Raw genomic sequence first — 22,601 nt, forward strand, 5'->3', positions numbered from 1 at the left:
CGGTCTGAATGCGATCCCGACCTCGATCGATCACCGGCGGACCGCCGCCGTATCCGAGCAGCCGTCGCCGGCCGAGGTGCCGTTCCTGCGCGTCCGGATCTCGATGCCGGAAGATGACCGCCCCGCTTCCATCCTGAGCGCGCGCGGCATCCTGCGCATGCGCGCGTTCACCCTCGGGCTTCGTTCCCGGTCCTTGAGCGTTGGTCGTTGCGAGGCCCAGACTTCGGCCGCCAGACTTCGGCCGCCAGACTTCGGCCGCGAGACTTCAGCTGGGTGACGGCCACGGCCTATGGCGTTCAGGAGGGTGTTCCGCATGATTGAACCGGGAGAGGCACTGGCGGCGATCGGCATGCTGCCCGACGTCGAGATCGATCCCGGCCCTGCGGCGATACAGCTGGCCCGGCTCGACGCATCGGGCAGCGACTGGCATGCGGCGTCCGAGCATCTGTCCGTCCTGGCGCGCGACGCGGTCGCTGTCGGGGCCGTCATGTCGGGTCGTTCCCAGGAGGCTCGCATCGGCGCCCTGGCCGGGCTCATCCATGCGCATCATGGCTACCGTGGCGACATCGAGCATTATGACGACCTGGACAATGCCAATCTGGTCAAGGTCATCGAGCGGCGTCGCGGGCTGCCGGTGGCACTCGGCGTGCTCTGGCTGCACTGCATCCGCGCTGCCGGCTGGGACGGGCACGGCATCGATTTCCCCGGCCACTTCCTGGTCGCTTTGGTCGCCGGCTCGGATCGTGGTGCGGACGGACGCCACGATTCCGGGACCGCCACGCGGCATTCACGCCAGCAGAGGCGCATGCTGATCGATCCCTTCGGCAACGGGGCCTCGATCGGTAGCGTCCAGCTCCTGTCGATGCTGCCGCAGAGTGGCGGCGAGGACATCCCGCTCCAGCCGGGAATGACCAGGGCGATGGCGACCCGCGACGTGCTGCTCAGGCTGCAGCGCAACCTGGTGCAGCGCCGCCTACTGGCAGGCGACCTGAAGGCGGCCCTCCGCTCGCTCGAGGGCATGCTGCTGATCGCCCCGGACGTCATGTCGAGCTGGCTCGACGCGGCCGAGCTCAACCATGGGCTGGGTCGGGTTTCGGAAGCCCGGAACTGCCTGGAACGGGTAGTCGACAAGGTGCCGGGGAGCGATGCGGCCCGCCATGCCCAGGCCCGGCTCGATGCGTGGAGACGGTCCGGGGATTGATCGGCCAAACCGTGTCCGGGGCCTTGGCCAGGTGGCTCCGACGCCCGACATAAGGCTGCATGCCAACCGACCGAAACTGGATCCCGAAGCGCGTGCTGGTGACGCCGGCAGCCCTCCGGTTCGCGCATGGCGATGCCATGGTGGAACGTGCCGCCGCCGCCGGTGCCGAGATCGTCCGGCTGTCAGCCGATCGCCTGTCCGGACTGCCCGACAGCTACCGCGATGCCAAGAGCACCATGGCGGTGGTGGTGGCCTCGCCGAGCCGTCGCAAGCCGCAGCCGATCCCGCCCAGCGCCGACTGGCGCTTCGACTTGGCGGAAGGCTGCCCGGCTCATTGCCAGTACTGCTATCTCGCCGGCTCGCTCAGTGGCCCGCCGATCATCCGCGCCTATGCCAACCTGCCGGAAATCCTGGCCGAGCTGACGCCGCTGCTCGGCGCCGGCACCATCACGTCCCGGTCGGAGCATCGTGCCGCCGAGGGCACGACGTTCGAGTGCTCCTGCTACACCGATCCGCTCGGCATCGAGCATCTGACCGGTAGCTTGGCTGCCTGCATCGGTCATTTCGGCATGTGGGACTCGCCGGTGCAGCTCCGCTTCACCACCAAGTTCGATGCGGTCGCGCCGCTGCTGTCGCTGCCGCATCGCGGCCGCACCCGGATCAGGTTTTCCCTGAACTCGAAGGGCGGCGAGCGATACGAGGGCGGGGCGCCACGCATGGACCGTCGCCTGGCGGCGCTGCGCGCGGTGGCGCAGGCGGGCTACCCGGTCGGGCTCACGATCGCGCCGATCCTACCGCTTCCGGGCTGGCGCCTGGAATACGACCAGCTGCTGGCGGACGTGGCGGCGGCGCTCGACGGGATCCCGACCTCCGACCTGACCGTCGAGCTGATCACCCACCGGTTCACCGACAAGTCGAAGTCGGTGCTGACAGGCTGGTATCCCGGCACCAGCCTGCCGCTAGACGAGGCCGACCGGACCCGGAAGCTGACCAAGTTCGGCACCGGCAAGTGGGTGCTGCCGCGTGCCGAGATGACCACGATGCGCGGCGTGATTACCGATGCGCTGGCGCAACGCCTGCCGGAAGCGCGAACGCTCTACTGGACCTGAGCGCCCGGCTACGACGCAGCCGTTTCCAGGGTCGCCAGCGCCTGCGTCAGGTCGGCGATCAGGTCGTCCGGATGCTCGATGCCGATGCTGAGCCGGATCAGCCCGTCGCTGACCCCGGCACTGCGGCGGATCTCCGCGGGAACACCGGAATGGGTGGTCGAGGCGGGATGGCTGACCAGCGACTCGGTGCCGCCGAGGCTGACCGCAAGCTTGAAGATCACCAGCGCGTTCAGCACCCGGAAAGCCTCCGCCTGGCCGCCGGCGATCTCGATGCTGAAGGTCGAGCCCGGGCCGCTGCATTGCCTCGCATAGAGTTCGGCCGCCGGATCGCCGGCGCGGGCCATGCCCAGCGCGAACACGTGCTCGACTCGCGGGTGCCGGTCCAGGAATGCCGCGACCTTGTCCGCATTGCGCGCGGCCTGGTGCATCCGCAGCGCAAGGGTTTCCAGCGACCGGCCGATCATCCAGCAACTATGGGGATCGAGCTGGGTGCCGATCGCGCCGCGCAGCAGCCTGACCGGGCGAAGCATCTCCAGCGAGCCGACCGCGGCGCCGCCGATCAGGTCGCTGTGCCCGCCGACATACTTGGTGAGCGAATAGATGACGATATCCACGCCGTGCAGCAGCGGCGCCTGGAAGATCGGCCCCATCATGGTGTTGTCGCACATCAGGACGGGACGATGGCCCTGCCGCTCGGCGATCAGGTCGCGCACCGAGGCGACCAGGGCCAGGTCGACCAGGGTGTTGAGCGGGTTGGAAGGCGTCTCGACCATGATCGCCGACACCCGGCCGGCCTGCATCGCACGTTCGGCGGCCTCCTCGATCGAGGCGCGATCCAGCCCGTTGAGGAAGCCGATGGTCCCGATGCCCCAGGCCTTGAAGGTGCGGGTCAGCAGGGTCTCGGTGCCGCCATAAAGCGGCTGGCTGTGCAAAATTACGTCGCCCGGACGCGTCGTCGCGAGCAGGCAGGTGGAGATCGCAGCCATGCCGGCGCTGAACAGGAGTGCGGCCTCGGCGCCTTCCTGGATCGCCATCCGGTTCTCGACGATCTCGCTGTTGGGATGGTTGAAGCGGGAATAGACCAGCCCCGCCCCGCCCGAAGGAGCGGGCTTGCGACCGGCAACCACATCGAAATAGTCACGGCCTTCCTCGGCGGACCTGAATACGAAGGTCGAGGTCAGGAACACCGGCGGCTTCACCGCACCCTCCGAAAGGGCAGGGTCGTAGCCATAGCCAAGCATCAGCGTTTCGGGATGCAGTACGTGACTGCCGATCGTACGCTGGCGGCTGCGGTCGTCGCTCATGATGGTCTCCAGGACGCGCAGACGCGTCGCGACGTCCATTCCTGCGCGTCGGGCTAGCGGAACACCAGTCTGCGCGACAGGGTGAAGTTCGCGCACATGCCGGCCAGCGACCCGGCGGCCAGGGCGACGACCGGATAGGCCAGGCAGAACGGGATCGACCAGGCGAGCGCGAATACCGTGCTTCGGTTCAGTACGAAGCCGAAACCGTTGGCGCCGAGGAAGTTCAGCCACTGCCTGAACAGGCTGTCCTGGCTGCCGCGGCCGCGGAAGGTCCAGAGCCGGTTGAGGACCCAGTTCATCGTCGCCGCAATGAAGTATGCGGCGAAGGTGGCTGCGACGAAGCCGATGAACGGTCGCAGCGCATACACGGTCGACGCATCCCACAGGAACCCGAATGCCCCGACGGTCCCGAACTTCAGGAACTGTGTCGCGATCGGAAGCAGCCCGCCCTTTTCGGGAAGGCTCGCAGCGAGCACCGCATCGACCGACACCGCGTCGGGCGCCGGAGGCTCGCCCGGCAGGGATGGCTCGAACAGGTTCAGGACGGTCTCGCTCACGGCGTTTCGCTAAGCTTGGCGGTTGGGACAATACCGGAAACGTCCACACAACAAAAAAAGGGTGCCCTGAGGCACCCTTTTCCGAAGTCTGTCCGAGGAGACGGGATCAATAAAGGCTGGTCCCGTCTCGACGTTATCGAAATCAGTGAAGGATGATTTCGACGCGACGGTTCTGCGGCTCGCGGGTGTTCGGTCCGGTCGCAACCAGCGGATGGCTCTCGCCGTAGCCGTGGATGTCGATCGCCGTGCCGGGCACGCCGTCGCGGATCAGTTCGGCCTTCACGCTGGTGGCGCGACGGACGGAGAGGCCCTGGTTGTAGCGAGCGCCACGAGCGCCGCCATGGATGGACGAGGTGTCCGTGTAGCCGTTGACTTCGATGCGGGTGGTCTGCACGTGGGTCGACGCCTGCGCGGCCTGGGCAACGATCTCGCGAGCGCGGCCGGTCAGCTCAGAACGATCCCAGTCGAAGAAGACCAGGTAGGTGCGTGCCTCGGCCGGCGGAGCTGCCGGGACGACCGGAGCAGGCGGCGGCGGCGGCGGCGGGGCGGTGTTGAATGCGTAACGAACACCCAGCATGAAGCTGTGGTTGAACTGGTCGTTGAAGTCCGCATTGCCCTTGTGGATGCCACGCGGCGTGTAGGACGTCGACTGATAGGCCTCCTGATCGAGCTGGCCGAGGAAGCGATACTCGGCGGTCAGCGCCAGGCCGGGGACCGGGGCGATGTTGTAAGCCGCACCGACGATACCCTGGTAGGCGAACGAACCGTTGGTGCCACCGGTACGATCAATGTTGCCATTGGCATACTGGGTGGTGAACGGCGACAGGTGGTTCCACATGTAGCCGGCGCCGACGCCGACATACGGGGTGATCGGAACAGCCAGGCCGAAGCGGGCCAGATCGATGTCGTACAGCACGTTCACGAGGGCGCCGTAGCTCTCGGCGTGACCGGTGGTGGTGCCTGGAGCGACGGTGCCGCTGCGGTGGTTCACGTTGTTCATGTAGTAGGCGCCCTGAAGCTCGGCGCGGAGGCCGTTGCCGAAGCCCCAGCCAGCTGAACCGGAACCATCGAAGCCGTCACCGAAACGGAACGTCGACTTGGAGCCGCCGGCGCGGCCGTTCGAACCGTCGGCAACCGTGCCCGGGCTGTAATGAGCGCCCTGGCTCTGGCGCAGGTTGTAGCCGGCGCCGAGGCTGACATACGGGCCGACGATCGGCTGAGCCATCGCGGCGACGGAGCTCGCCGCCAGTAGTGTTGTTGCAAGTAGTGCAGTGCGCAGACGCATTGTCTCGTCCTTCTAGATCCGTTCGACCCGCCACCAACCATCGGCGGCACAGGCTCATCGGGAGGCATAAGCACCGTATAGTTCCTTCGGTTGCTGTTGGAGAGAGGAACAGCAGCACCGCAAGACATTCGACGAGTTAACCGTGTTCTGGAAGACACAGTTCGATCCGTTTTGCTAACGACATCGTCGGAAGTATATAAATTCCAATGATTTAGGCACCACAAGCCAATTTTCGACGGTCACTGAGAAGAGTCGCGCTGATGGTTGTGGCCGATTGGTTACGGTTTTTTTAACCTAAGTGACATGTTTTCAACAATACAGCCTTGCGACTGCAACAACTCTATTACCGCTGATGACGCAATGTCGCGCGAGGTGAATGCCTGTCCAATTCTATGGACAAGAACGAACGATATCCGGCCGTCGCGCATCTTTTTGTCACGCTGCATATGCGCTGCGAGCGCCGACGCCGAGAGGGCGCAGCCGCAATCGTCGATGGTCGTTTTCATGCCGAGCCGGCGCAGATGCGCCTCGACCCGGTCCGCATCCGCTGCAGGACACAGGCCCAGCCGCACCGAGAGCCTGAATGCCAACAGCAAGCCGATCCCGACCGCCTCGCCATGCAGCAGGCGGCCGTCGAACCGCATTTCCGCTTCCAGCGCATGCGCGAAGGTGTGCCCGAGATTGAGCAGGGCCCGGCCGTTATCCGGTTTCTCCTCGCGCTCGTCGTCGCCGACCACGCCGGCCTTGAAGCGGCAGGCCCGGCGGACCGCGTCCGCCTGGATCGCCGGATCGCCTGCCAGTACTGCGGCACCGTTCGCCTCGCACCACTCGAACAGGTCCGGATCGGCGATCAGCCCGGCCTTGAGGATCTCGGCGTAGCCGGCACGCAACTCGCGAATCGGCAGGGTGGCGAGCATGTCGGTGTCGGCCACGACCGCGATCGGCTGGTGGAACGCACCGAGCAGGTTCTTGCCGGCACTCGTGTTGATCCCGGTCTTGCCGCCGACGCTCGAATCGACCTGGGCCAGCAAAGTGGTCGGAATCTGCACGAACGGCAGACCGCGCATCACCGAAGCGGCCGCGAATCCCGCGAGATCGCCGATGACGCCGCCGCCGAGCGCGATCACGGCGGTTCGCCGCTCGATGCCCAGAGCAAGCAGGCGATCGGTCACCATGCCGAAGCAGGCGAGGCTCTTCGACCCCTCCCCAGGCGGGACGATGATCGACTCCGCGTCGATCCCGGTCTCGGCGAGGGAGGCCAGCAACGTCGGCAGGTGGAGTGCAGCGACAGTCTCGTCGGTCACCACCACGACGCGCTTCTGCGGCAGCACTGGCGTCAGGAGCGCGCCTGCCCGTGCCACCAGCCCGGCTCCGACCATCACGTCGTAGCGCGCGTGCGACAGCGAAACCTCGACCCGTTCCGGCGGCACCCGGCCGGTGACCGCCCGGTGTACGAGGTCGGTAGTGCGTTCAACGCCGTCGTCGTTGCAATCCACGATCAGGTCAGCCTCGGCATAAACGGGGTGGCGGCGCTCGATCAGCGCCGAAAGGATCTCGCGTGGGCGGCCTTCAGCCAGCAGCGGACGGTGGCCGCGACCGCTGACCCGGCGCACCAGCACCTCCAGCGGGCAGCGCAGCCAGACGCTGACTGCGTCTCGGCGGATGGCATGGCGGGTGACCGGATCCATGAAGGCGCCGCCGCCGGTCGCCAGCACGATCGGCGGTCCGCTCAGCAGGCGGCGGATCACGCCCTGCTCGCCGCGGCGGAACTCGGCCTCGCCGTAACGCGCGAACAACTCGGCAATGGTGAACCCGGCAGCCAGCTCGACTTCGGCATCGGCATCACGGAACGGCAGCCCGAGCCGGCTGGCCAGCCGGCGTCCGACAGTGGTCTTGCCCGCACCCATCAGCCCGACCAGGACGATCGATCGTTGGGGTGCCGCCGGGCCCGAACTGTCGGGCGGTTGCGGCAATTCACCCGGCCGGGCCGCAAGGCAGCCGGCCTCGACGCCGGACGGCCAGGTGACGTCCGCGGCAGGCGAAGGCAGCGTTTCGAGCGGGCGTGACATGGTCGTCAACCTAACATACAGGCAGCAGAGCAGCCATGCCGCCGCTGCCTGAGTGGCGGGCACGGCACTGTAAAGGGAGTAGGCATGCGCCTGGTATTTGGCATCATCTTGGGGCTTGCGGTCGTCGTGCTCGGAGGCGGTTTCCTGTCGCTCGGCGCGTTCCCGCCGAAGCCGCCGCAGCACGCGATCCATCAGGTGCTGGCCGCCGACAAGCTGGGCGCCCAGCCCCAGTAATTTCTTGGGGGGCGGGCGGCGATGACCCGGGCCGGACTATCCTCGGACGGACGTCACCATGAAGCGTTTCTCGAGATGCTGTCGGCCGAACGCGGCGCTGCGCCGAACACCCTGAAGGCCTACCACGCCGACCTGACCGACTTCGCGGCGCACGCCACTGCAGCCGGCGAGAGCGCGTCGGGCGCATCGGCAAGCACGCTGGCCTCCTATATGGCAGGACTCGCCCGGGCCGGGCTTTCGGCACGGACGGCGGCCCGGAGATTGTCCTGCCTGCGACAGTTCCACCGCTTCCTGGCGCGCGAGGGACTGCGGGAGGATGATCCGACCGCGAAGCTGGAAGCGCCGCGGGCCGGCCAGACCCTGCCGCGCTTCCTGAGCGAAGCCGAGGTGGCGGCCTTGCTGCGCGCCGCCGGTCCGTCCGGCGGCCTGCCCGAGCGGCGGCAGAAACTGGCCCTGGCGGCACTCGAGATCCTTTACGCGACCGGGCTGCGTATCTCGGAGATGCTGGCGCTCCGCCGCGACGCGCTCTCCGGCGATGGGCAGGTGCTGCTGGTGCGCGGCAAGGGCGGGCGCGAACGGATCGTGCCGTTGTCCGACGAGGCGCGGAAGGCGGCGCAGGAGCTGGTCGCGAGTCGCGTTCCTTCGGCGCCGGGCCGGGTCGATAGACCGTACCTGTTCGCCGGCCGCGACCCGAAACGGGCGATGACGCGACAGGGGTTCGACCTGGTCCTGCACGAGACGGCGATCAGGGCCGGGCTGGATCCGCTCCATCTGTCGCCGCATGTGCTGCGACACTCGTTCGCCAGCCACATGCTGGCGCATGGCGCCGACCTGCGCAGCCTGCAACGGCTGCTGGGTCATGCGGACATCGCGACCACGCAGATCTATACGCATGTGCTGGCGGAACGACTGCAGCGCCTGGTCGAGCTGCATCATCCGCTCGCGGTGGCCGCACGGAGCCAGGCTTCGAATGGCGGCGCTTCCACGGGTGGGACTTCGCAACCACCGGAACTGTGCTAAAGCCCGGCGGCAATGCGCCAATTCCTCGATTTCGAAAAGCCCATCGCCGAGCTCGAGAACAAGATCAACGAGCTTCGGCAGATGTCCCTGTCCTCCACCGATCCGGATCACCCGCAGGGTGAAGCTGGCGGCCTGTCGATCGCCGACGAGGTCACCAAGCTCGAGGAAAAGGCCGAGAAGCAGCTTCGGGCAACGTACGTGAAGCTGACCCCTTGGCAGAAGGTCCAGGTGGCGCGCCATGCGCAGCGGCCGCATGCGCTCGACTACATCAGCGCCCTGATCACCGACTACATGCCGCTGGCCGGCGACCGCGCCTTCGCCGAGGACGAGGCCGTGGTCGGCGGGCTGGGCCGGTTCGAAGGCCGTTCGGTGGTGGTCATCGGCACCGAGCGCGGGTCCGACCTCGACACCAGGCTGCGGCATAATTTCGGCATGGCCCGGCCGGAGGGTTACCGCAAGGCGGTCAGGCTGATCGATCTCGCCAGCCGGTTCCGGCTGCCGATCCTGACCTTCATCGACACGCCCGGCGCGTTCCCCGGAATCGATGCCGAGGCGCGCGGCCAGGCCGAGGCGATCGCCCGGTCGATCGATGCCTGCCTGTCCGCACCGGTGCCGATCCTGGCGACGGTGATCGGCGAGGGCGGTTCCGGCGGCGCCATCGCGCTGGCAGCCGGCGACCGGGTGTTCATGCTGGAACATGCGATCTACTCGGTGATCACGCCCGAGGCATGCTCCTCGATTCTCTGGCGCGACACCACGCAGGCAACGGTGGCAGCGGAAGCGCTGCGGCTGACCGCGCAGGACCTCAAGCAGTTCAAGCTGATCGACGAGATCATCCAGGAGCCGCTCGGCGGCGCCCAACGTGACCCCAAGCTCGCCATCGAGTCTGTCCGTCATGCGCTCGCGGCCGCACTGCCGGGCCTGTGCCTGCTCGATCCGGCGGCCCTCAAGGTGCAGCGCCGGGACAAGTATCTGGCGATGGGGCGGCTGGGGTCGAACTGACCCCTCCCGCCCGGCCTGCTACGGAATGAAGTAGAACGGGTTCGGCAGCAGGAAGCCGCGCATCGCGTGGCCGCCGAGCAGGTCCGAACGCTGGTCTCCGACAGTCGCGAGTATGGTGTAGCCGCGCGCCTCGATCGTGGCCCGGACCGGCGCCTTGAAGTCGACCGCGGACGCGAAATGGCTACCTTCCGGTTCGAGCGACAGGCCGGCCCAGTCATGATAGCCGGCGCGCAGCAGGTTCGCGGCAGTATCGGCCTTGGCCGGATCGTGACGCCCGGTGATGAAGAACACGGCGACCCCGAGTGTGCGGGCGATCGCGACCAGGTCCAGCGTCGGAGCCAGTGCCGTTGCCCTGCTCTCGCGCTGCCAGGCGGTGAAGCCGCACGGACCCTGCGGCAGATGGTCGCAACTGCCGCCGGAAAAGAAGCCGAACCCGTTCGCCTTGATTTCCTCCCAGTTGGACAAGGCGGTTTCGTCGATGTCGAGCACCAGCGCGGGCTTCGAGACGCGCGGCGCCTGGGCCCGGAGCCACGCGGCGACCTGGTCGTCGACAGCGGCGAAGTCTCGCAGGTAGGCGCCATCGTGATAGGCGGTCGCCTGCAGTTCGAGCCGGCCGATGTTCGCGGGCTGGGTCCAGCTTGCCGGCGAGGGCGCGATCACCGTCCGTGCCGGATCGGCGTGAGCAGCCTGGATGCCGAACAGGCCCGCGACGAGAAGCGCCGCGAGTCCGCATTTCACCGTTGCGCGGCTCATTGGGTACGGGGCGGCGTGTAGGTGGTTCCGGCGGAGATCCGGGTCACGTTCGGGCTCGTCCAATCTCGTTCGAAAATGCGGGTCAGGGTCGCGGCCGGGCCTTTGCCGTGCACGAACACCGAGGCGTCCACGGTCGTGGCGAAGTAGCTCCATTCCCAGTTGCCGGTGCCGACATAGACGCTGTCATCGTCCGCCACGGCATACTTGCAGTGCTCGACCCGCGCATACGGGATGAAGCCGGACGGCGCCTGCGGAATGCTGCTGAACTTCACGGTGATGCCGGGAAAGACCGCCAGGCTCTTCAGGTAGGACTGCATCGGCTCGTGCAGCGCCCAGTCGGCGACGATGATCTCCACCGACACGCCCCGTGCTGCCGCGTCGCGGAATGCGGTGTCCAGTCCGGGCCAGAAGCCTTTCGGCCCGTACGAGTGGATCGCGCTGAGCGTCATCACCTGAATACGCACGGTGTGACGCGCGGCATGGATCATCTCGATCAGCGCCGGTTCCTCCGATGTCAGCCAGGCGGGGACCATCGGCGGCGGGCTGAACGCCGGGAAGGCGACCAGCGGATCGTCGCCGGCGCGATCGAGAACGACCGGATCGGCGCTGGTGACCGGCGCGAAGTCGGGCGGCAGCACGGACCGTTTCTGCGCCTTCGGCAGGTCGGGATCGGCGCCGAGTGTCCAGAGCTCCTCGAACGCCGCCTCGAAGCTGCGGGCAAACCGCGCGTCGGTGATCTCGGCACCGATCTCATGGATTTCCTCGAGCGCGCGCCAATCCCAGTTCTGGCTGCCGACGAACACCTGGGTCGCATCGACGATCATGTATTTGGCATGCAGCACCCCGCCGGTGAGCTGGCCGGTCGGCAGGATCTCGATGGTGAGGTTCGGCACGCCCTGCAGTCGCGCGGTGCTGGGGCCGGTATCCTTCATGAAGGATTTCTCGACCAGCAGCCTGACCGCCACGCCGGCGCGGGCCCGCTCGACCAGCGCATCGAGCACCGGTGCCAGCGCATGACCCGGTTTGTCGGCGACGTAGAAGGCCGCGATGTCGATCGAATGCCGGGCATGCCGGATCATCTCGAGCCATACGTCCTGGGTCCGCGCCACGCCGGGTTCGCCGTAGATGCTGGCCTCCGGAACGCTCTCGACGATCCGGAACGACGGCGACGTGTCGGCGGCGGCCCGGGTGCCGGCCAGCAGCGGCGCCACCAGCAGCAGGGCCCGTGCGGTCCGGCTCAAGCGGGCGGTTCTCCATCGATCGGCGTGCGGTCGAGACTGACGATCAGCGCCACGATCTCCGCCCTCGCTGCCGACAGCGACGCGTCGTCGGTGCCCTTGGCGAGCAGGGCGACGCCGCGTCGTCCGTCCGGGCGCTCGTAGGGATAGGACCCGACATCGAGGTCCGGGTGGGCGTCCTGGATCCGCTCCAGGCCCGCGGCCAGCGCGCCCTCGGCCAGTCGCTCGGCATGCACCGTCGTCGAGCGGACCGGGGTGCCTCCGCCGAGGCTCGGCGCCAGGCTGTCGAACATGGCGCGCATGATGCGCGGCACGCCGGCCATGACGTGCACGTTGCCGATCGAGAAGCCGGGCGCCACCGAGATCGGATTCTCGATCGGAACCGCGCCCCGTGGCAGCGTCGCCATGCGCTGGCGGGCGGCGTTGAACTGGCCCGGTTCGAAGTGAGCGGCGAGAAGCGTCATGCTCGGCTCATGCTGCTCCCACGGCACGCCGAACGCCTCGGCGACGCAGGAGCTGGTGATGTCGTCATGGGTCGGCCCGATGCCGCCGGTGGTGAAGACGTGGTCGAAGCGGGCGCGAAGCTCGTTCACCGTCTCGATGATGGTGCGGGCGATGTCGGGAATCACCCTGACCTCGCGCAGCCCGATCCCCATCGAGCCCAGCCGCGTCGCCAGGAACTGGACGTTCACGTCCTGGGTCCGTCCGGACAGGATCTCGTTTCCGATGACAATGATACAGGCGGTGGGGTTCGTCATGCTGTGGCGGCTCCGGTCGGCACCTGCTGCAGTAGGCAGAGGTGCGCCGGCGTGCAACAGCTTGGACCATGAGCATGTTTCCCAAGCCCGACTGTAACTGGAACCTCAAGGCTGGACTGGGCGAGGGACCGGTCTGGTCCGAGGCCGAGCAGGCGCTGTATTTCGTGGATATCGTCGGCTGCCTGATCCATCGCCTGAAGCCCGGTGGCAGTGGCGATGCGCAGACGAGCTGGGTGGCGCCGGCGCGCGTCACCTTCATCGTGCCGGTCGAGGGCGGCGGCTTCCTCTGCGGCTGCGAGGATGGGCTCCGGATGTTCGCACCGGAGACCGGCCTGTTCGGTCCATTGCATCAGGTCGAGGCCGATCTCGGCGAGAACCGGCTCAACGACGGTTATGTGGACGAGGCCGGACGCCTCTGGTTCGGCACCATGCACGATCCCGAACAGGCCGAGACCGGCGCGCTGTACAGGCTGCAGGGGTTCGGCGACCACCCGATGCCGGTGCTGATGGATGACGGCTATACCGTCAGCAACGGCCCGACCATCGATCCCGCGCTGAAGCGCCTCTACCACAGCGACTCCTCGAAACGGCGGATCTACGCGTTCGATATCGATGCCGATGGCGGACTTGGGAAGCGGCGGCTGTTCGCCCAGCTCGAGCACGGCTATCCGGACGGCATGGCGGTGGATGTCGAAGGCACGCTGTGGGTGGCGTTGTATGCCGGTGGCGGGATCGCCCGGTTCCGTGCTGACGGCACCAGGGACGGAACGATCGACATGCCTTGCGACAACATCACCAAGATCGTGTTCGGCGACGATGATCGCCGGACCGCCTACGTGACGACCGCGCGCAAGGGTGTTGCTGAGGACGTGCTCGCGGCGAAACCACTGGCGGGCAGGTTGTTCCGGTTCCGGGTGGAGGTACCGGGCCTGAAGCAGAACCTGTTCAGGGCGTAGCGCCTGATTGACGGATCAGCTGGCCCGGTTTCACAGGATTGTCATCCTCAGCGACAGCATGCCATGTAACTAAATATTTCTCGATGTCGGCCGACTGATTACGGTGGGGAGCCGGGTGCCACACGGCGATCGCGGCAGACACCGAAAGATATTGCATGACATTCAAATCCGCATCACTCGATAGAGCCCGTCGTCTGCTGTTCGGTTCCTGCGCGGCGGTATCGCTCGCAGGCTTTGCCATGCCGGCATTTGCAGCCGCACAGCCGCCGTTGCTGCTTCCGTCGCCCGACCCGACTGCGAACGGTAACTATCAAGTTGCGGAAAGCGAGTATCGTCTTCCTGCCGCAGTCGATCCCCTCGTCGATACGACGGTCGTCACCGAGATCTGGGCCGAGGTTTACCGTCCGGTCGACACCGCCGGCAAGCCGCACCCCCTGCTCGTGCTGCTGCATGGCAACCACGCGACCTGCGGCCATTATGTTGCCGGCACCATCGGACGCGTGGACAACAACTCGCAATATACCACCACCGGAACCTGTCCGGACGGCTATGTCGTCGTGCCCAATCATCTCGGGTACGAATACGTCGCAACGAAGCTCGCCTCGCTCGGCTACACGGTGGTGTCGATCAACGCCAACCGCGGCATCAATGCCGGTGCCGGCGTCACCGACGACCGCGGGCTCAACCTCAGGCGTGGTCGCCTGGTATTGCGCCACCTGCAACTGCTCGCGCAATGGAACCAGAGCGGCGGTGCCCCGAACTCCCTGGGCTACGACGTGAAAGGCACGATCGACTTCAACCATGTCGGCCTGATGGGTCATTCGCGCGGCGGCGAGGGCATGCTCGCGGCCTATAATTTCTATAATGATCCAGGCAGCACCTGGCCGGCCCTGATCGGCACCAAGGTCAATTTCGAAGCATTGTTCGAACTGGCGCCGGTCGATGGACAGACCAGCCGGACTTTCGTTGCGAACAATATTCCCTGGACGGTCCTGCTGCCGGCCTGTGACGGCGACGTCTCCGACCTTCAGGGCATGAAGGTCTATGATCGGACCCTCGAATCATACAGCGAGACTGTTCCGAGAAAGAAGTCGATCTATACAGTCTGGGGCGCGAACCACGACTTCTTCAACACCCAGTGGCAGACCTCGGACTCGATGGGTTGCAGCGGTGCCGACAACACCCCGATCTTCGATCTTCCTGCCGCCAACTCGACCGCGCAGCAGACCGCGTCGACGTATGCGATGATGGCGATGTTCCGTGCCTATGTCGGGCCGAATGCCAACCCGTACTGGGCGGGGCTGCTCAACCCGGCGTTCGCGCTGCCCAAGCCGCTGGCAGCCGTGACGAGCTTCGAACGTGCCTCGAGCGACTCCGCCAATCTCGGCGAGACCCTGCCGCTGGACGACTTCAACACGCCGGGGACCAGCGCCGCCGGATTTCCCGACGTGATCAGCGGCGCGACCGTGTCGTTCGGGCTGGTCCCCAATCATGACACCACGCTGCAGGCCGCGCAGATCAACTGGACCCGGCCTGTCGCCAACGGCGTGGCCCCTTATGCGGAGATCAACTTCGCAAGCAGCGGCAACGGCTATGACCTGCTCTCCAGCTACAAGACGCTCGAGTTCCGGATTGCCCAGCATTGCGTCACCGCAGCCGGGGTCACCTTCACCTGCGCCGCACCGGATCCGCTCAACACAGCAGCGGCGACCGATCTGTCCGTTGCCTTCGTGCGGCCCGATGGCACCCTGACCCGATCGCTGCCGCTGTCGGCGTTCGCCAACGTGCATGCGCCGGTGGGCGGGTTTGGACAGAACCTGCATCCGATTCTCCAGACGGTGCGCCTGCCCGGCGTATTATTCGCCGACTACCCGGGCGAGATGGTGCGAGGCGTCCGCTTCATCTTCGATCGCAGCACATCCGGGGCCATCTGGGTCACCAATGTCCGGGTGGCGAAGAACCTCGATGCACTGCTGCCGTTTTCGGCCAGCGGTGGCGGCTTCACGCTGGCATCGGACCGGCACTCCTATCAGACGAGCGCCGCGTCGGCCGCCGCGTTGCCAGCCCTCGCGGCCGGGCGCATCGCGTCGATCCGTCGCGCTGCGAGCGAGACGTCCAGCGTTGCTGGTCGTGTGGCTGCGACGGATGTGGCAACAGCGGCGACCGATGTCGAGATCGAGGTTGCCAGCAGCCAGCCGATCCCGGTCAGGGATGCGTTGCTAACGCTCGACGTCGGTGGCACTCCGCTGACCCAGAGCCGTTTTACGAGCGATGGCACGACGAGCCATGCCGTCTTCACCATGCCTCGCGCGCAGTTCGACGCCCTGCACGATGGTGCCGCATTGACCCTGGTGGATGGCGCTGAGTCGCAGGGTTTCGGAAGCCTGGACAAGAGCGTGATGCAGTAACCTCGGTCCGAAATGAAGGGGAGCGTGGGCAGTCCGCCCGCGCTCCCGGTTGACTGCACAGGAGACGACCGCGATGCGTATCAACAAACTGGGCCGGACCGGCCTGTTCGTTTCCGAACTCTGCCTCGGCACCATGACCTTCGGCGGCGGCGAGGGAATATGGAGCAAGATCGGGGCACTTCAGCAGTCGGATGCCGATCGCCTGGTCGGTCGGTCGCTCGATGCCGGCATCAACTTTCTGGACACCGCCGACGTGTATTCCGATGGCGTGTCGGAACAGATCACCGGCCAGGCACTGCGCAACCTCAATATCGCGCGCGACGATGTCGTGGTGGCGACCAAGGCCTACGGCAAGACCGGAAACGGCCCCAACGGCGGCGGCAACTCGCGGCTGCATATCCTGAGTGCGGTCAAGGCGAGTCTGAAGCGGCTGCAACTCGACCATATCGACCTGTACCAGATCCATGGCTTCGATCCGGCGACGCCGATCGAGGAAACCGTGCGGGCACTCGATATTCTCGTGCAGCACGGCCACGTGCGCTATGTCGGGGTGTCGAACTGGGCGGCGTGGCAGATCGTCAAGGCGCTGGGCATTTCCGAGCGTCATGGACTGGCCCGGTTCGAGAGCCTGCAGGCCTATTACACGGTTGCAGGCCGGGATCTCGAGCGCGAGATCGTGCCGATGCTGCGCAGCGAGGATGTCGGGCTGATGGTCTGGAGTCCGCTCGCCGGCGGACTGCTGAGCGGCAAGTATGAGCGTGACGACAGGACGGCCGGCGAGGGCAGGCGGGTCGAGTTCGATTTCCCGCCGGTCGAGCGCGACCGGGCGTTCGACTGTATCGACGTGATGCGGCCGATCGCCGAGCAGCGCGGCGTATCCGTGGCCCAGATTGCGTTGTCCTGGCTGCTGCACCGGCGCGTGGTCAGCAGCGTGATCATCGGCGCCAAGCGCATCGAGCAGCTCGACGACAATATCGCAGCGACCGCGATCGAGCTGACCGAGCCGGAAATGGACGCACTCGACAAGGTCAGCATCCTGCCCGCGGAGTATCCAGGCTGGATGTTCGAGAGACAGGCTATGCGCGCCACGCAACTTGCCGGAGCCGGCCGCAAGACCGCCCGCTAGCACGTGCAGTCCCGCCGATAGCCGGGAACGCGCCTGGCCGCAGGTCAGGCGCATCATGGCTCCGTTTCGGAGGGCGATCGTTCGGATCATGGCGACAAGCCAGCGTTTCGGGAGCGGTCGGCGATGTTCGGACAGCTTCGATAATCCGCCCGGGCCCGTATTCAGTTGCGTGGGCGGCTCATGAAGCGCCAACTGCGCGCCGAGCCGGGCATCGCTGCAGGCCTTCTACACGCGGCTTCGGACTGGCACTGACTGTCACTGGTCCGGGCCAGGGTATTTCGAACCGAAAATTGTGATTTCGTCGCCGCGTAGCAAAACCACCCGGCACCACTTGCACATGCTGCCAACTGCGCCATTATCATACCGATCGGTATAATAAGGAGCTGACATGAGCAAGCTTGATGGTAGAGTGGCGATCGTCACCGGGGCGTCCAAAGGCATCGGCGCGGGGATCGCGCTGCGGCTGGCCGCCGACGGTGCGAGCGTCGTCGTCAATTACGCGCGGAGCGCGGATGCCGCCGAACGGATCGTGACGACGATCACCGAAGCTGGCGGCCATGCCACGGCGATACAGGCCGACGTGTCCCAGCCGGACGAGATCAAGGCGCTGTTCGCCAAGGCGATCGCAGCGTTCGGACATGTCGACATTCTCGTCAACAATGCCGGCATCTACGAATTCGGCGATCTGGCCGGCATCACGCCGGACTCGATCGACAGGCAGTTCGGGCTGAACGTCAAAGGCCTGATCCTCGCCACGCAGGCTGCGGCGGAGGCTTTCCCGGCGACTGGCGGCGTCGTGGTCAACATATCGTCGGGCGCCGGCGTCACGCCGATCGCGCAGGCGCAGGTCTACAGCGCGACCAAAGGCGCCGTCGACAGCCTGACGCGCTCGCTGGCGCTGGAGCTTGGGCCACGCAAGATCAGGGTGGTCGGGATTGCCCCTGGCCTCGTCGCCACGGAGGGCACAAGCGGCATGGGCGAGGAAGGGGCTGCCCCGTTCGTCGCCCGCACACCGCTCGGCCGTATCGGCCAGCCCGCCGATATCGCTGCCACGGTCTCGTTCATCGTGTCCGAGGACGCCGGTTGGGTCACCGGCGAAACACTGCAGGTCGGCGGCGGCCTGCGGCTCTAGCACGCCGATGGGCTCCGGCACCCGGAGCCCATCGCTCTACGGCTTTATCGGACTAAGAGGCTCGCCGGCATCATCCGGCCGGCCCCAACCCGATCGCTTTGCCAGTCAGGCCCGGGCGACGACTTCGCCGCACGAGGCATGGATCCGCGTCTCGCCGCCATCGAATTCCAGGAACGGCGGCTCGAACCCGGCCTGAACCAGGGCGGCAACGGTCAGGTCGATGAAATGACGCTCTCCGGCCGGGCTGGCGATCACGATCCTGCCGTGGTGGTCGAGCGAGCGGATCGCCTGGTTGATCACCGGGTTTATGGTCGCCAGCGTCACGTGCGGCACCAGCACCAGGTCGGCGGACTGTGTCTCGGCATGCGCATCGGGTGTCCGGGCCTCGGCCTTGCGGCATTCGGTGTGCATCAGGGCACAGAGCGTGTCGGCAGCGGATGTTCCGAGAACCAGGACGCGCAACCCCTCCAGGTCGGACGTCTCGCCCACCAGGGCGATCGAGCATTGCCGGGATTGCAGGATCGTCCTTGCATAACGCAAACGGCGATCGCGAAGTGTACCACTCATTGCCATCGGTCTCCACCAGGGACATGGACTGTCACCGGATGCCGAACAGTGAGCCGAACCCGCATAAAGGATCGATGCGTTTCAGGGGGCCGCGGGATAAAATCTAGCTAAATGCGGGTTCGCTGCACCGGTCTTTATGCGGTTTTTATGCGTGCAGCTGATTTCGCCATCGAGACTTTATGCCGGTCGTCTCCAGGGTGCCGCCGATACAGCTTGGATACCGTTCAGTGATCAGGACACGAGTTTCTATTTTCCTCGCAGGCGCCTCCTTGCTTGCGACGGGCGCGTCGGCGCGCGCCCAGACTGCCGCACAGGCCCTCTCGACCGGCACGCCCCCCGCCTCGGCGAGCGTGAACGGGACGGCCGCGACCGCCACTCCCGCCGCTGCGGCGCCGCCGAAGACCTGGGCCGAGGGCATCACCTATGGTGCGCAGGTCGAGGGTGGCGTCACAGGCAACTTCGACCGTCCCGCGGACGGGCTGAATTATGGCCGCCTGTTCGACGACAAGGCCAATACCGCGCTGCTGAACTCGGTGCAGCTGACCGCCACGCGCGCCATCGATCCCACGCTGTCGACCTTCGATTTCGGCTTCATGCTGCAGGGCACCTACGGTTCCGACGCCCGCTACACCCACTATCTCGGCGAGTTCGGCCACGTCACCAACGATCGCAACCAGTTCAGCATCCTGCAGGCCAACGTCACCATGCATGCGCCGGTGCTGTTCAAGGGCGGCATCGACTTCAAGCTCGGCCAGTTCGCCACTCTGATCGGCTACGAGACCATCGATCCCAGCACCAACCCGTTCTACTCGCACTCGTACAACTTCAACTTCGGGCCGTTCGAGCATACCGGCCTGATCGCCGAGGCGCATATCAGCCCGACCGTGGACCTGTATGGCGAGATCGATACCGGCGAGAGCACCACCTTCGGCAGCGGCGACAACAATGCCGAGCCGGCTGGGCTGGTCGGCGTCGGGCTGAACAGCCTGGCCGGCGGCAAGCTGACCGTGCTGGCGTTCCTGCATCTCGGTCCGGAGGACGCCACCAACGCGATCGGCGGCGCGGCCAACAGCTCGATGCGCTACGAGGGCGACGTGGTCGCCACCTACAAGGCGACCGACAAGCTGACCCTGGTGGCCGAAGCCCAGTGGCAGCACGACGATTTCTACGGCGCGGACTCCTATGGCCTCGCCGGCTACGCGTCCTACGCGCTGACCCCGACGCTCACCGCCAACTTCCGCGGCGAGGTGTATCGCGACAATGCCGGCTTCTTCGTCGCGGCCTTCCCGGGCAACACCGATGCGTATCGCGGCCTGAACGGGCTGAGCACCACCGCGTTCGGCGCCGGGCGGCAGACCTACAGCGAGTGGACCTGGGGGGTCAGCTACAAGCCGGTGATCCCGCACGTGGCGCTGCTGGCGTTCCGGCCCGAGATCCGCTGGGACAAGTCGTTCAGCGGCGGCCACCCGTATAACGCCCTCACCAACACCGGAAACTTCACCCTCGCAGCCGACGTCATCCTCGGGTTCTAGAGGATAAAGTCTGCAGCTACTTTTTGCGGGTTGGTTGGTGAGGTTCCGGGTCGGGGTAGGCGGTGCCAAGGCGCCGCTACCACCGATCTTCCAGCAATGCATCGGACGACCTGCTTGGATCGTGTAGATCCGCGAATCACGCACCGATATGGTCGTGTTCCCTGAGTTATAGATCCTGTCAAAAACGTTTTGCGTGAGCGCCGCGTTCTCGACGCCGGTCGTCGTCCACTGCCTCCGGTGAGCCTTGGTGACGGTGATCGGCGCCTGCGACTGACAGCAGAACAACGCGATCCATTATCGGCAGGCGGCCCGAGTTCGGGCGCGCGACTGGTCGCCATACGCCGCCACGGCATTTTTTATGGCTTCTTTATGCCGGAGCACGAACCACGAATGTCTTCTTTATGCGCACTCGCAGTAGATCGGCGCATCACGCAACGAGGCGTATCATGCTTGACATTCTCCTGCTTTTCGCAGGCGTCGCGACCATCCTGATGATGGATGGCTACGCCGCGCTGTGCGCACGGATCTAGACAATGACGCTCGATCTGATCCTCGCCGGGGCCGTTTCGGTCGGCCTCCTGATCTATCTCGGATGGGCGCTGATTCGCCCTGAAGATTTCTGAGGAGGTATCCGCCATGACCTCATTCGGCATCCTGGAAATCGTGCTCATCCTGGCTGCGACGTGCATCTTCGCCGTTCCGGTCGGGAATTATCTCGCCGCCGTGATGGAGGGCCGATCCACGCTCCTGGCACCCGTGCTTGCTCCGGTCGAGCGCGGCTTCTATCGCCTGTCCGGCATCGATCCGTTCCACGGCATGAGCTGGCGCAGTTATGCGACTGCATTGCTGCTGCTGAACGCGCTGCATTTCGCCATGCTGTACGCGATCCTGCGGCTGCAATTCTACCTGCCGTTCAATCCGCAGGCGGTCGTCGGCATGCCGCCGTCGATCGCCTTCAATACCGCGATCTCGTTCGTGACCAACACCAACTGGCAGGCGTACGTGCCGGAAAGCGGGATCTCGAACGGCGCGCAGATGTTCGGCCTGACCGTGCATAACTTCCTGTCCGCGGCGACCGGTATTGCCGTGGCGGTTGCCGTGATGCGGGCGCTGGCCGCCGGCGGTCTCAAGACGCTGGGCAATTTCTGGTCGGACCTGACGCGGGCGACGCTCTATGTGTTGCTGCCGCTCACCTGCGTGTTCACCATCCTGCTGATGGCGAGCGGTGTTCCGGACACGCTCCACGCCTTCGCTCAGGTGACCACTCTGGAGGGCATCAAACAGACCATTGCGCTTGGCCCGGTCGCCTTCCAGGAAGCGATCAAGGAACTCGGCACCAACGGCGGCGGCTTCTTCAACACCAACAGTTCCCACCCGTTCGAAAATCCAACCGCGCTCACCTGCGGGCTCGAGACGTTCATGCTTCTGCTGATCCCGTTCGCGCTGCCGATCGCCTTCGGGCGGATCGTCAAGGAGCCTGCTCAGGGCCGCGTGCTCCTGGCGACGATGGTCGGCATCCTGGTGATCGGCGTGTTTTGTGCGTATGGCGCGGAATCCGGCGGAAACCCGATCCTGCATGCGCTGGGCGTCAACCAGGCTCAGGGAAACCTGGAGGGCAAGGAAGTCCGGTTCGGTACCGCGCTGACCGCGCTGCTCAATGTCGGTGCCACGGGAACCTCGACCGGCGCCATCGCCGGTGCCACCGACAGCTTCATGCCGCTCGGCGGGCTGGTGCCGCTGTTTCTCATGCAGCTCGGAGAAGTCACTCCCGGCGGCATCGGCTCCGGGTTCTACTTCATCATCGTGTTCGCCCTGCTCTCGGTGTTCGTGGCCGGGCTGATGGTCGGCCGTACGCCGGAATATCTCGGCAAGAAGGTCCAGGCCCGGGAGATCAAGCTCGCCATGCTGGCGTTGCTGATCCTGACCCTGTGGATCCTGTGTGGCGCCGGGCTGGCACTCGTCCTTCCTGCCGGTCTGGCGGCTCTCGCCAATGCCGGTCCGCACGGTCTGACCGAGATGCTCTACGCCTGGACCTCGGCGACGCAAAATAACGGCAGCGCCATGGCCGGCATCACCGCCACCGGGCCGCTGATGGCCTACGGGCAGGGCTTTGCGATGCTGTTCGGTCGTTTCGCCGTGCTTATCCCGGTTCTCGCGATAGCCGGATCCCTGGCCGCCAAGCCGAAGCTCAAGATGACGGCTGGCACCTTCCCGACCACCGGCCTGCTGTTCTGCGGCCTGCTGGCGGGGGTGATCGTCATCCTGGGCGGGCTGCAATTCCTGCCGGCCGATGCGCTCGGACCGATCGCTGAACATTTCGTGCTCCTTAGCGGCACGACATACTGAGGAC

Annotated in this window: 21 protein-coding genes; 12 read left to right on the forward strand and 9 right to left on the reverse strand. The window is 66.1% G+C overall.

Going from position 1 to position 22,601, the window contains the following annotated elements; genetic code table 11:
* Positions 1-30 precede the first annotated feature (30 nt).
* Complete coding sequence (locus HN018_RS07935; protein ID WP_172443463.1) at positions 31-315, reverse strand: hypothetical protein; 285 nt, start codon at positions 313-315, stop codon at positions 31-33.
* On the opposite strand from HN018_RS07935, the gene HN018_RS07940 reads away from it, so the two are divergent.
* Both HN018_RS07940 and HN018_RS07945 read left to right on the forward strand, forming a co-directional pair.
* On the forward strand, positions 314-1,201 hold the full coding sequence (locus tag HN018_RS07940) for a SirB1 family protein (protein WP_171835043.1): 888 nt from the start codon (positions 314-316) through the stop codon (positions 1,199-1,201). The genes HN018_RS07935 and HN018_RS07940 overlap by 2 nt on opposite strands.
* 59 nt (positions 1,202-1,260) lie before the next feature.
* A complete protein-coding gene (locus HN018_RS07945) occupies positions 1,261-2,310 on the forward strand; it encodes a spore photoproduct lyase family protein (RefSeq protein WP_171835042.1) in 1,050 nt (349 codons plus the stop codon).
* An 8-nt stretch (positions 2,311-2,318) separates the two neighbouring features.
* Here the strand turns inward: HN018_RS07945 and HN018_RS07950 are convergent, their stop codons facing one another.
* The 4 genes from HN018_RS07950 to aroB form a co-directional block, all read right to left on the reverse strand.
* A complete protein-coding gene (locus HN018_RS07950; RefSeq protein WP_171835041.1) occupies positions 2,319-3,614 on the reverse strand; it encodes a cystathionine gamma-synthase family protein in 1,296 nt (431 codons plus the stop codon).
* 53 nt (positions 3,615-3,667) lie between these two features.
* The gene (locus tag HN018_RS07955; protein WP_239479137.1) at positions 3,668-4,171 is read right to left on the reverse strand and encodes a GtrA family protein; all 504 of its coding nucleotides are present in this window, start codon (positions 4,169-4,171) and stop codon (positions 3,668-3,670) included.
* A gap of 142 nt (positions 4,172-4,313) precedes the next feature.
* Entirely contained in the window at positions 4,314-5,456 is a 1,143-nt protein-coding gene (locus HN018_RS07960) for an OmpA family protein (protein ID WP_171835040.1), read from the reverse strand.
* Positions 5,457-5,734: 278 nt separating this feature from the next.
* Positions 5,735-7,525, reverse strand: a complete 1,791-nt coding sequence (aroB, locus tag HN018_RS07965) for a 3-dehydroquinate synthase (RefSeq protein WP_171835039.1) — start codon at positions 7,523-7,525, stop codon at positions 5,735-5,737.
* An 84-nt stretch (positions 7,526-7,609) separates the two neighbouring features.
* Here aroB and HN018_RS07970 point away from each other — a divergent pair, with 84 nt between their 5' ends.
* The 3 genes from HN018_RS07970 to HN018_RS07980 are packed head-to-tail and all read left to right on the forward strand — an operon-like array spanning position 7,610 to position 9,781.
* The gene (locus tag HN018_RS07970) at positions 7,610-7,759 is read left to right on the forward strand and encodes a hypothetical protein (RefSeq protein ID WP_171835038.1); all 150 of its coding nucleotides are present in this window, start codon (positions 7,610-7,612) and stop codon (positions 7,757-7,759) included.
* A 21-nt stretch (positions 7,760-7,780) separates the two neighbouring features.
* Entirely contained in the window at positions 7,781-8,779 is a 999-nt protein-coding gene (locus HN018_RS07975; RefSeq protein WP_171835037.1) for a tyrosine recombinase, read from the forward strand.
* Positions 8,780-8,791: 12 nt separating this feature from the next.
* On the forward strand, positions 8,792-9,781 hold the full coding sequence (locus tag HN018_RS07980; protein ID WP_171835036.1) for an acetyl-CoA carboxylase carboxyltransferase subunit alpha: 990 nt from the start codon (positions 8,792-8,794) through the stop codon (positions 9,779-9,781).
* An 18-nt stretch (positions 9,782-9,799) separates the two neighbouring features.
* On the opposite strand, the gene HN018_RS07985 is transcribed toward HN018_RS07980, so the two are convergent.
* From HN018_RS07985 to HN018_RS07995, 3 genes are read right to left on the reverse strand one after another with little or no spacing between them, the layout of a single operon-like run.
* Positions 9,800-10,519 carry an HAD family acid phosphatase gene (locus tag HN018_RS07985; protein ID WP_204259697.1) on the reverse strand — a complete coding sequence of 240 codons (720 nt, stop codon included), beginning with the start codon at positions 10,517-10,519 and terminating at the stop codon, positions 9,800-9,802.
* 11 nt (positions 10,520-10,530) lie between these two features.
* Positions 10,531-11,775 carry a phospholipase D-like domain-containing protein gene (locus HN018_RS07990; RefSeq protein ID WP_204259698.1) on the reverse strand — a complete coding sequence of 415 codons (1,245 nt, stop codon included), beginning with the start codon at positions 11,773-11,775 and terminating at the stop codon, positions 10,531-10,533.
* The gene (locus HN018_RS07995) at positions 11,772-12,530 is read right to left on the reverse strand and encodes a competence/damage-inducible protein A (protein ID WP_171835034.1); all 759 of its coding nucleotides are present in this window, start codon (positions 12,528-12,530) and stop codon (positions 11,772-11,774) included. Before HN018_RS07995 ends, HN018_RS07990 begins: the two co-directional genes overlap by 4 nt.
* Positions 12,531-12,604: 74 nt before the next feature.
* Here HN018_RS07995 and HN018_RS08000 point away from each other — a divergent pair, with 74 nt between their 5' ends.
* The 4 genes from HN018_RS08000 (at position 12,605) to HN018_RS08015 (ending at position 18,152) form a co-directional block, all read left to right on the forward strand.
* Positions 12,605-13,486, forward strand: a complete 882-nt coding sequence (locus HN018_RS08000) for an SMP-30/gluconolactonase/LRE family protein (protein ID WP_171835033.1) — start codon at positions 12,605-12,607, stop codon at positions 13,484-13,486.
* 155 nt (positions 13,487-13,641) lie between these two features.
* Positions 13,642-15,894 (forward strand): alpha/beta hydrolase, encoded by a 2,253-nt coding sequence (locus tag HN018_RS08005; RefSeq protein ID WP_171835032.1) that lies wholly within the window; start codon positions 13,642-13,644, stop codon positions 15,892-15,894.
* A 73-nt stretch (positions 15,895-15,967) separates the two neighbouring features.
* The gene (locus HN018_RS08010) at positions 15,968-17,020 is read left to right on the forward strand and encodes an aldo/keto reductase (protein ID WP_171835031.1); all 1,053 of its coding nucleotides are present in this window, start codon (positions 15,968-15,970) and stop codon (positions 17,018-17,020) included.
* A gap of 388 nt (positions 17,021-17,408) precedes the next feature.
* The gene (locus HN018_RS08015) at positions 17,409-18,152 is read left to right on the forward strand and encodes an SDR family NAD(P)-dependent oxidoreductase (RefSeq protein WP_171835030.1); all 744 of its coding nucleotides are present in this window, start codon (positions 17,409-17,411) and stop codon (positions 18,150-18,152) included.
* A gap of 105 nt (positions 18,153-18,257) precedes the next feature.
* Here HN018_RS08015 and HN018_RS08020 read toward each other — a convergent pair whose 3' ends face one another.
* Positions 18,258-18,719, reverse strand: a complete 462-nt coding sequence (locus HN018_RS08020; RefSeq protein WP_171835029.1) for a hypothetical protein — start codon at positions 18,717-18,719, stop codon at positions 18,258-18,260.
* A 269-nt stretch (positions 18,720-18,988) separates the two neighbouring features.
* Between HN018_RS08020 and HN018_RS08025 the strand changes: the two genes are divergently transcribed.
* From HN018_RS08025 to kdpA, 3 genes are all read left to right on the forward strand, one after another.
* On the forward strand, positions 18,989-20,251 hold the full coding sequence (locus HN018_RS08025) for an outer membrane beta-barrel protein (protein WP_172443464.1): 1,263 nt from the start codon (positions 18,989-18,991) through the stop codon (positions 20,249-20,251).
* Positions 20,252-20,784: 533 nt separating this feature from the next.
* The gene (locus tag HN018_RS08030) at positions 20,785-20,874 is read left to right on the forward strand and encodes a K(+)-transporting ATPase subunit F (protein ID WP_171837609.1); all 90 of its coding nucleotides are present in this window, start codon (positions 20,785-20,787) and stop codon (positions 20,872-20,874) included.
* Positions 20,875-20,887: 13 nt separating this feature from the next.
* Positions 20,888-22,597, forward strand: a complete 1,710-nt coding sequence (gene kdpA, locus HN018_RS08035) for a potassium-transporting ATPase subunit KdpA (RefSeq protein ID WP_171837608.1) — start codon at positions 20,888-20,890, stop codon at positions 22,595-22,597.
* The last annotated feature ends 4 nt before the right edge of the window (positions 22,598-22,601 follow it).

This window comes from Lichenicola cladoniae, from assembly GCF_013201075.1.
In the GTDB taxonomy this organism is placed as follows: Bacteria; Pseudomonadota; Alphaproteobacteria; order Acetobacterales; family Acetobacteraceae; genus Lichenicola; species Lichenicola cladoniae.

Bases quoted from the DNA above. Each gene is read 5' to 3' on its own strand.
- HN018_RS07940 (WP_171835043.1), top strand. From the start codon at position 314: ATGATTGAACCGGGAGAGGCACTGGCGGCGATCGGCATGCTGCCCGAC.
- HN018_RS07935 (WP_172443463.1), bottom strand. From the start codon at position 315: ATGCGGAACACCCTCCTGAACGCCATAGGCCGTGGCCGTCACCCAGCT.
- HN018_RS07945 (WP_171835042.1), top strand. From the start codon at position 1,261: ATGCCAACCGACCGAAACTGGATCCCGAAGCGCGTGCTGGTGACGCCG.
- HN018_RS07950 (WP_171835041.1), bottom strand. From the start codon at position 3,614: ATGAGCGACGACCGCAGCCGCCAGCGTACGATCGGCAGTCACGTACTG.
- HN018_RS07960 (WP_171835040.1), bottom strand. From the start codon at position 5,456: ATGCGTCTGCGCACTGCACTACTTGCAACAACACTACTGGCGGCGAGC.
- aroB (WP_171835039.1), bottom strand. From the start codon at position 7,525: ATGTCACGCCCGCTCGAAACGCTGCCTTCGCCTGCCGCGGACGTCACC.
- HN018_RS07970 (WP_171835038.1), top strand. From the start codon at position 7,610: ATGCGCCTGGTATTTGGCATCATCTTGGGGCTTGCGGTCGTCGTGCTC.
- HN018_RS07975 (WP_171835037.1), top strand. From the start codon at position 7,781: ATGACCCGGGCCGGACTATCCTCGGACGGACGTCACCATGAAGCGTTT.
- HN018_RS07980 (WP_171835036.1), top strand. From the start codon at position 8,792: ATGCGCCAATTCCTCGATTTCGAAAAGCCCATCGCCGAGCTCGAGAAC.
- HN018_RS07995 (WP_171835034.1), bottom strand. From the start codon at position 12,530: ATGACGAACCCCACCGCCTGTATCATTGTCATCGGAAACGAGATCCTG.
- HN018_RS08000 (WP_171835033.1), top strand. From the start codon at position 12,605: ATGTTTCCCAAGCCCGACTGTAACTGGAACCTCAAGGCTGGACTGGGC.
- HN018_RS08005 (WP_171835032.1), top strand. From the start codon at position 13,642: ATGACATTCAAATCCGCATCACTCGATAGAGCCCGTCGTCTGCTGTTC.
- HN018_RS08010 (WP_171835031.1), top strand. From the start codon at position 15,968: ATGCGTATCAACAAACTGGGCCGGACCGGCCTGTTCGTTTCCGAACTC.
- HN018_RS08015 (WP_171835030.1), top strand. From the start codon at position 17,409: ATGAGCAAGCTTGATGGTAGAGTGGCGATCGTCACCGGGGCGTCCAAA.
- HN018_RS08020 (WP_171835029.1), bottom strand. From the start codon at position 18,719: ATGAGTGGTACACTTCGCGATCGCCGTTTGCGTTATGCAAGGACGATC.
- HN018_RS08030 (WP_171837609.1), top strand. From the start codon at position 20,785: ATGACGCTCGATCTGATCCTCGCCGGGGCCGTTTCGGTCGGCCTCCTG.
- kdpA (WP_171837608.1), top strand. From the start codon at position 20,888: ATGACCTCATTCGGCATCCTGGAAATCGTGCTCATCCTGGCTGCGACG.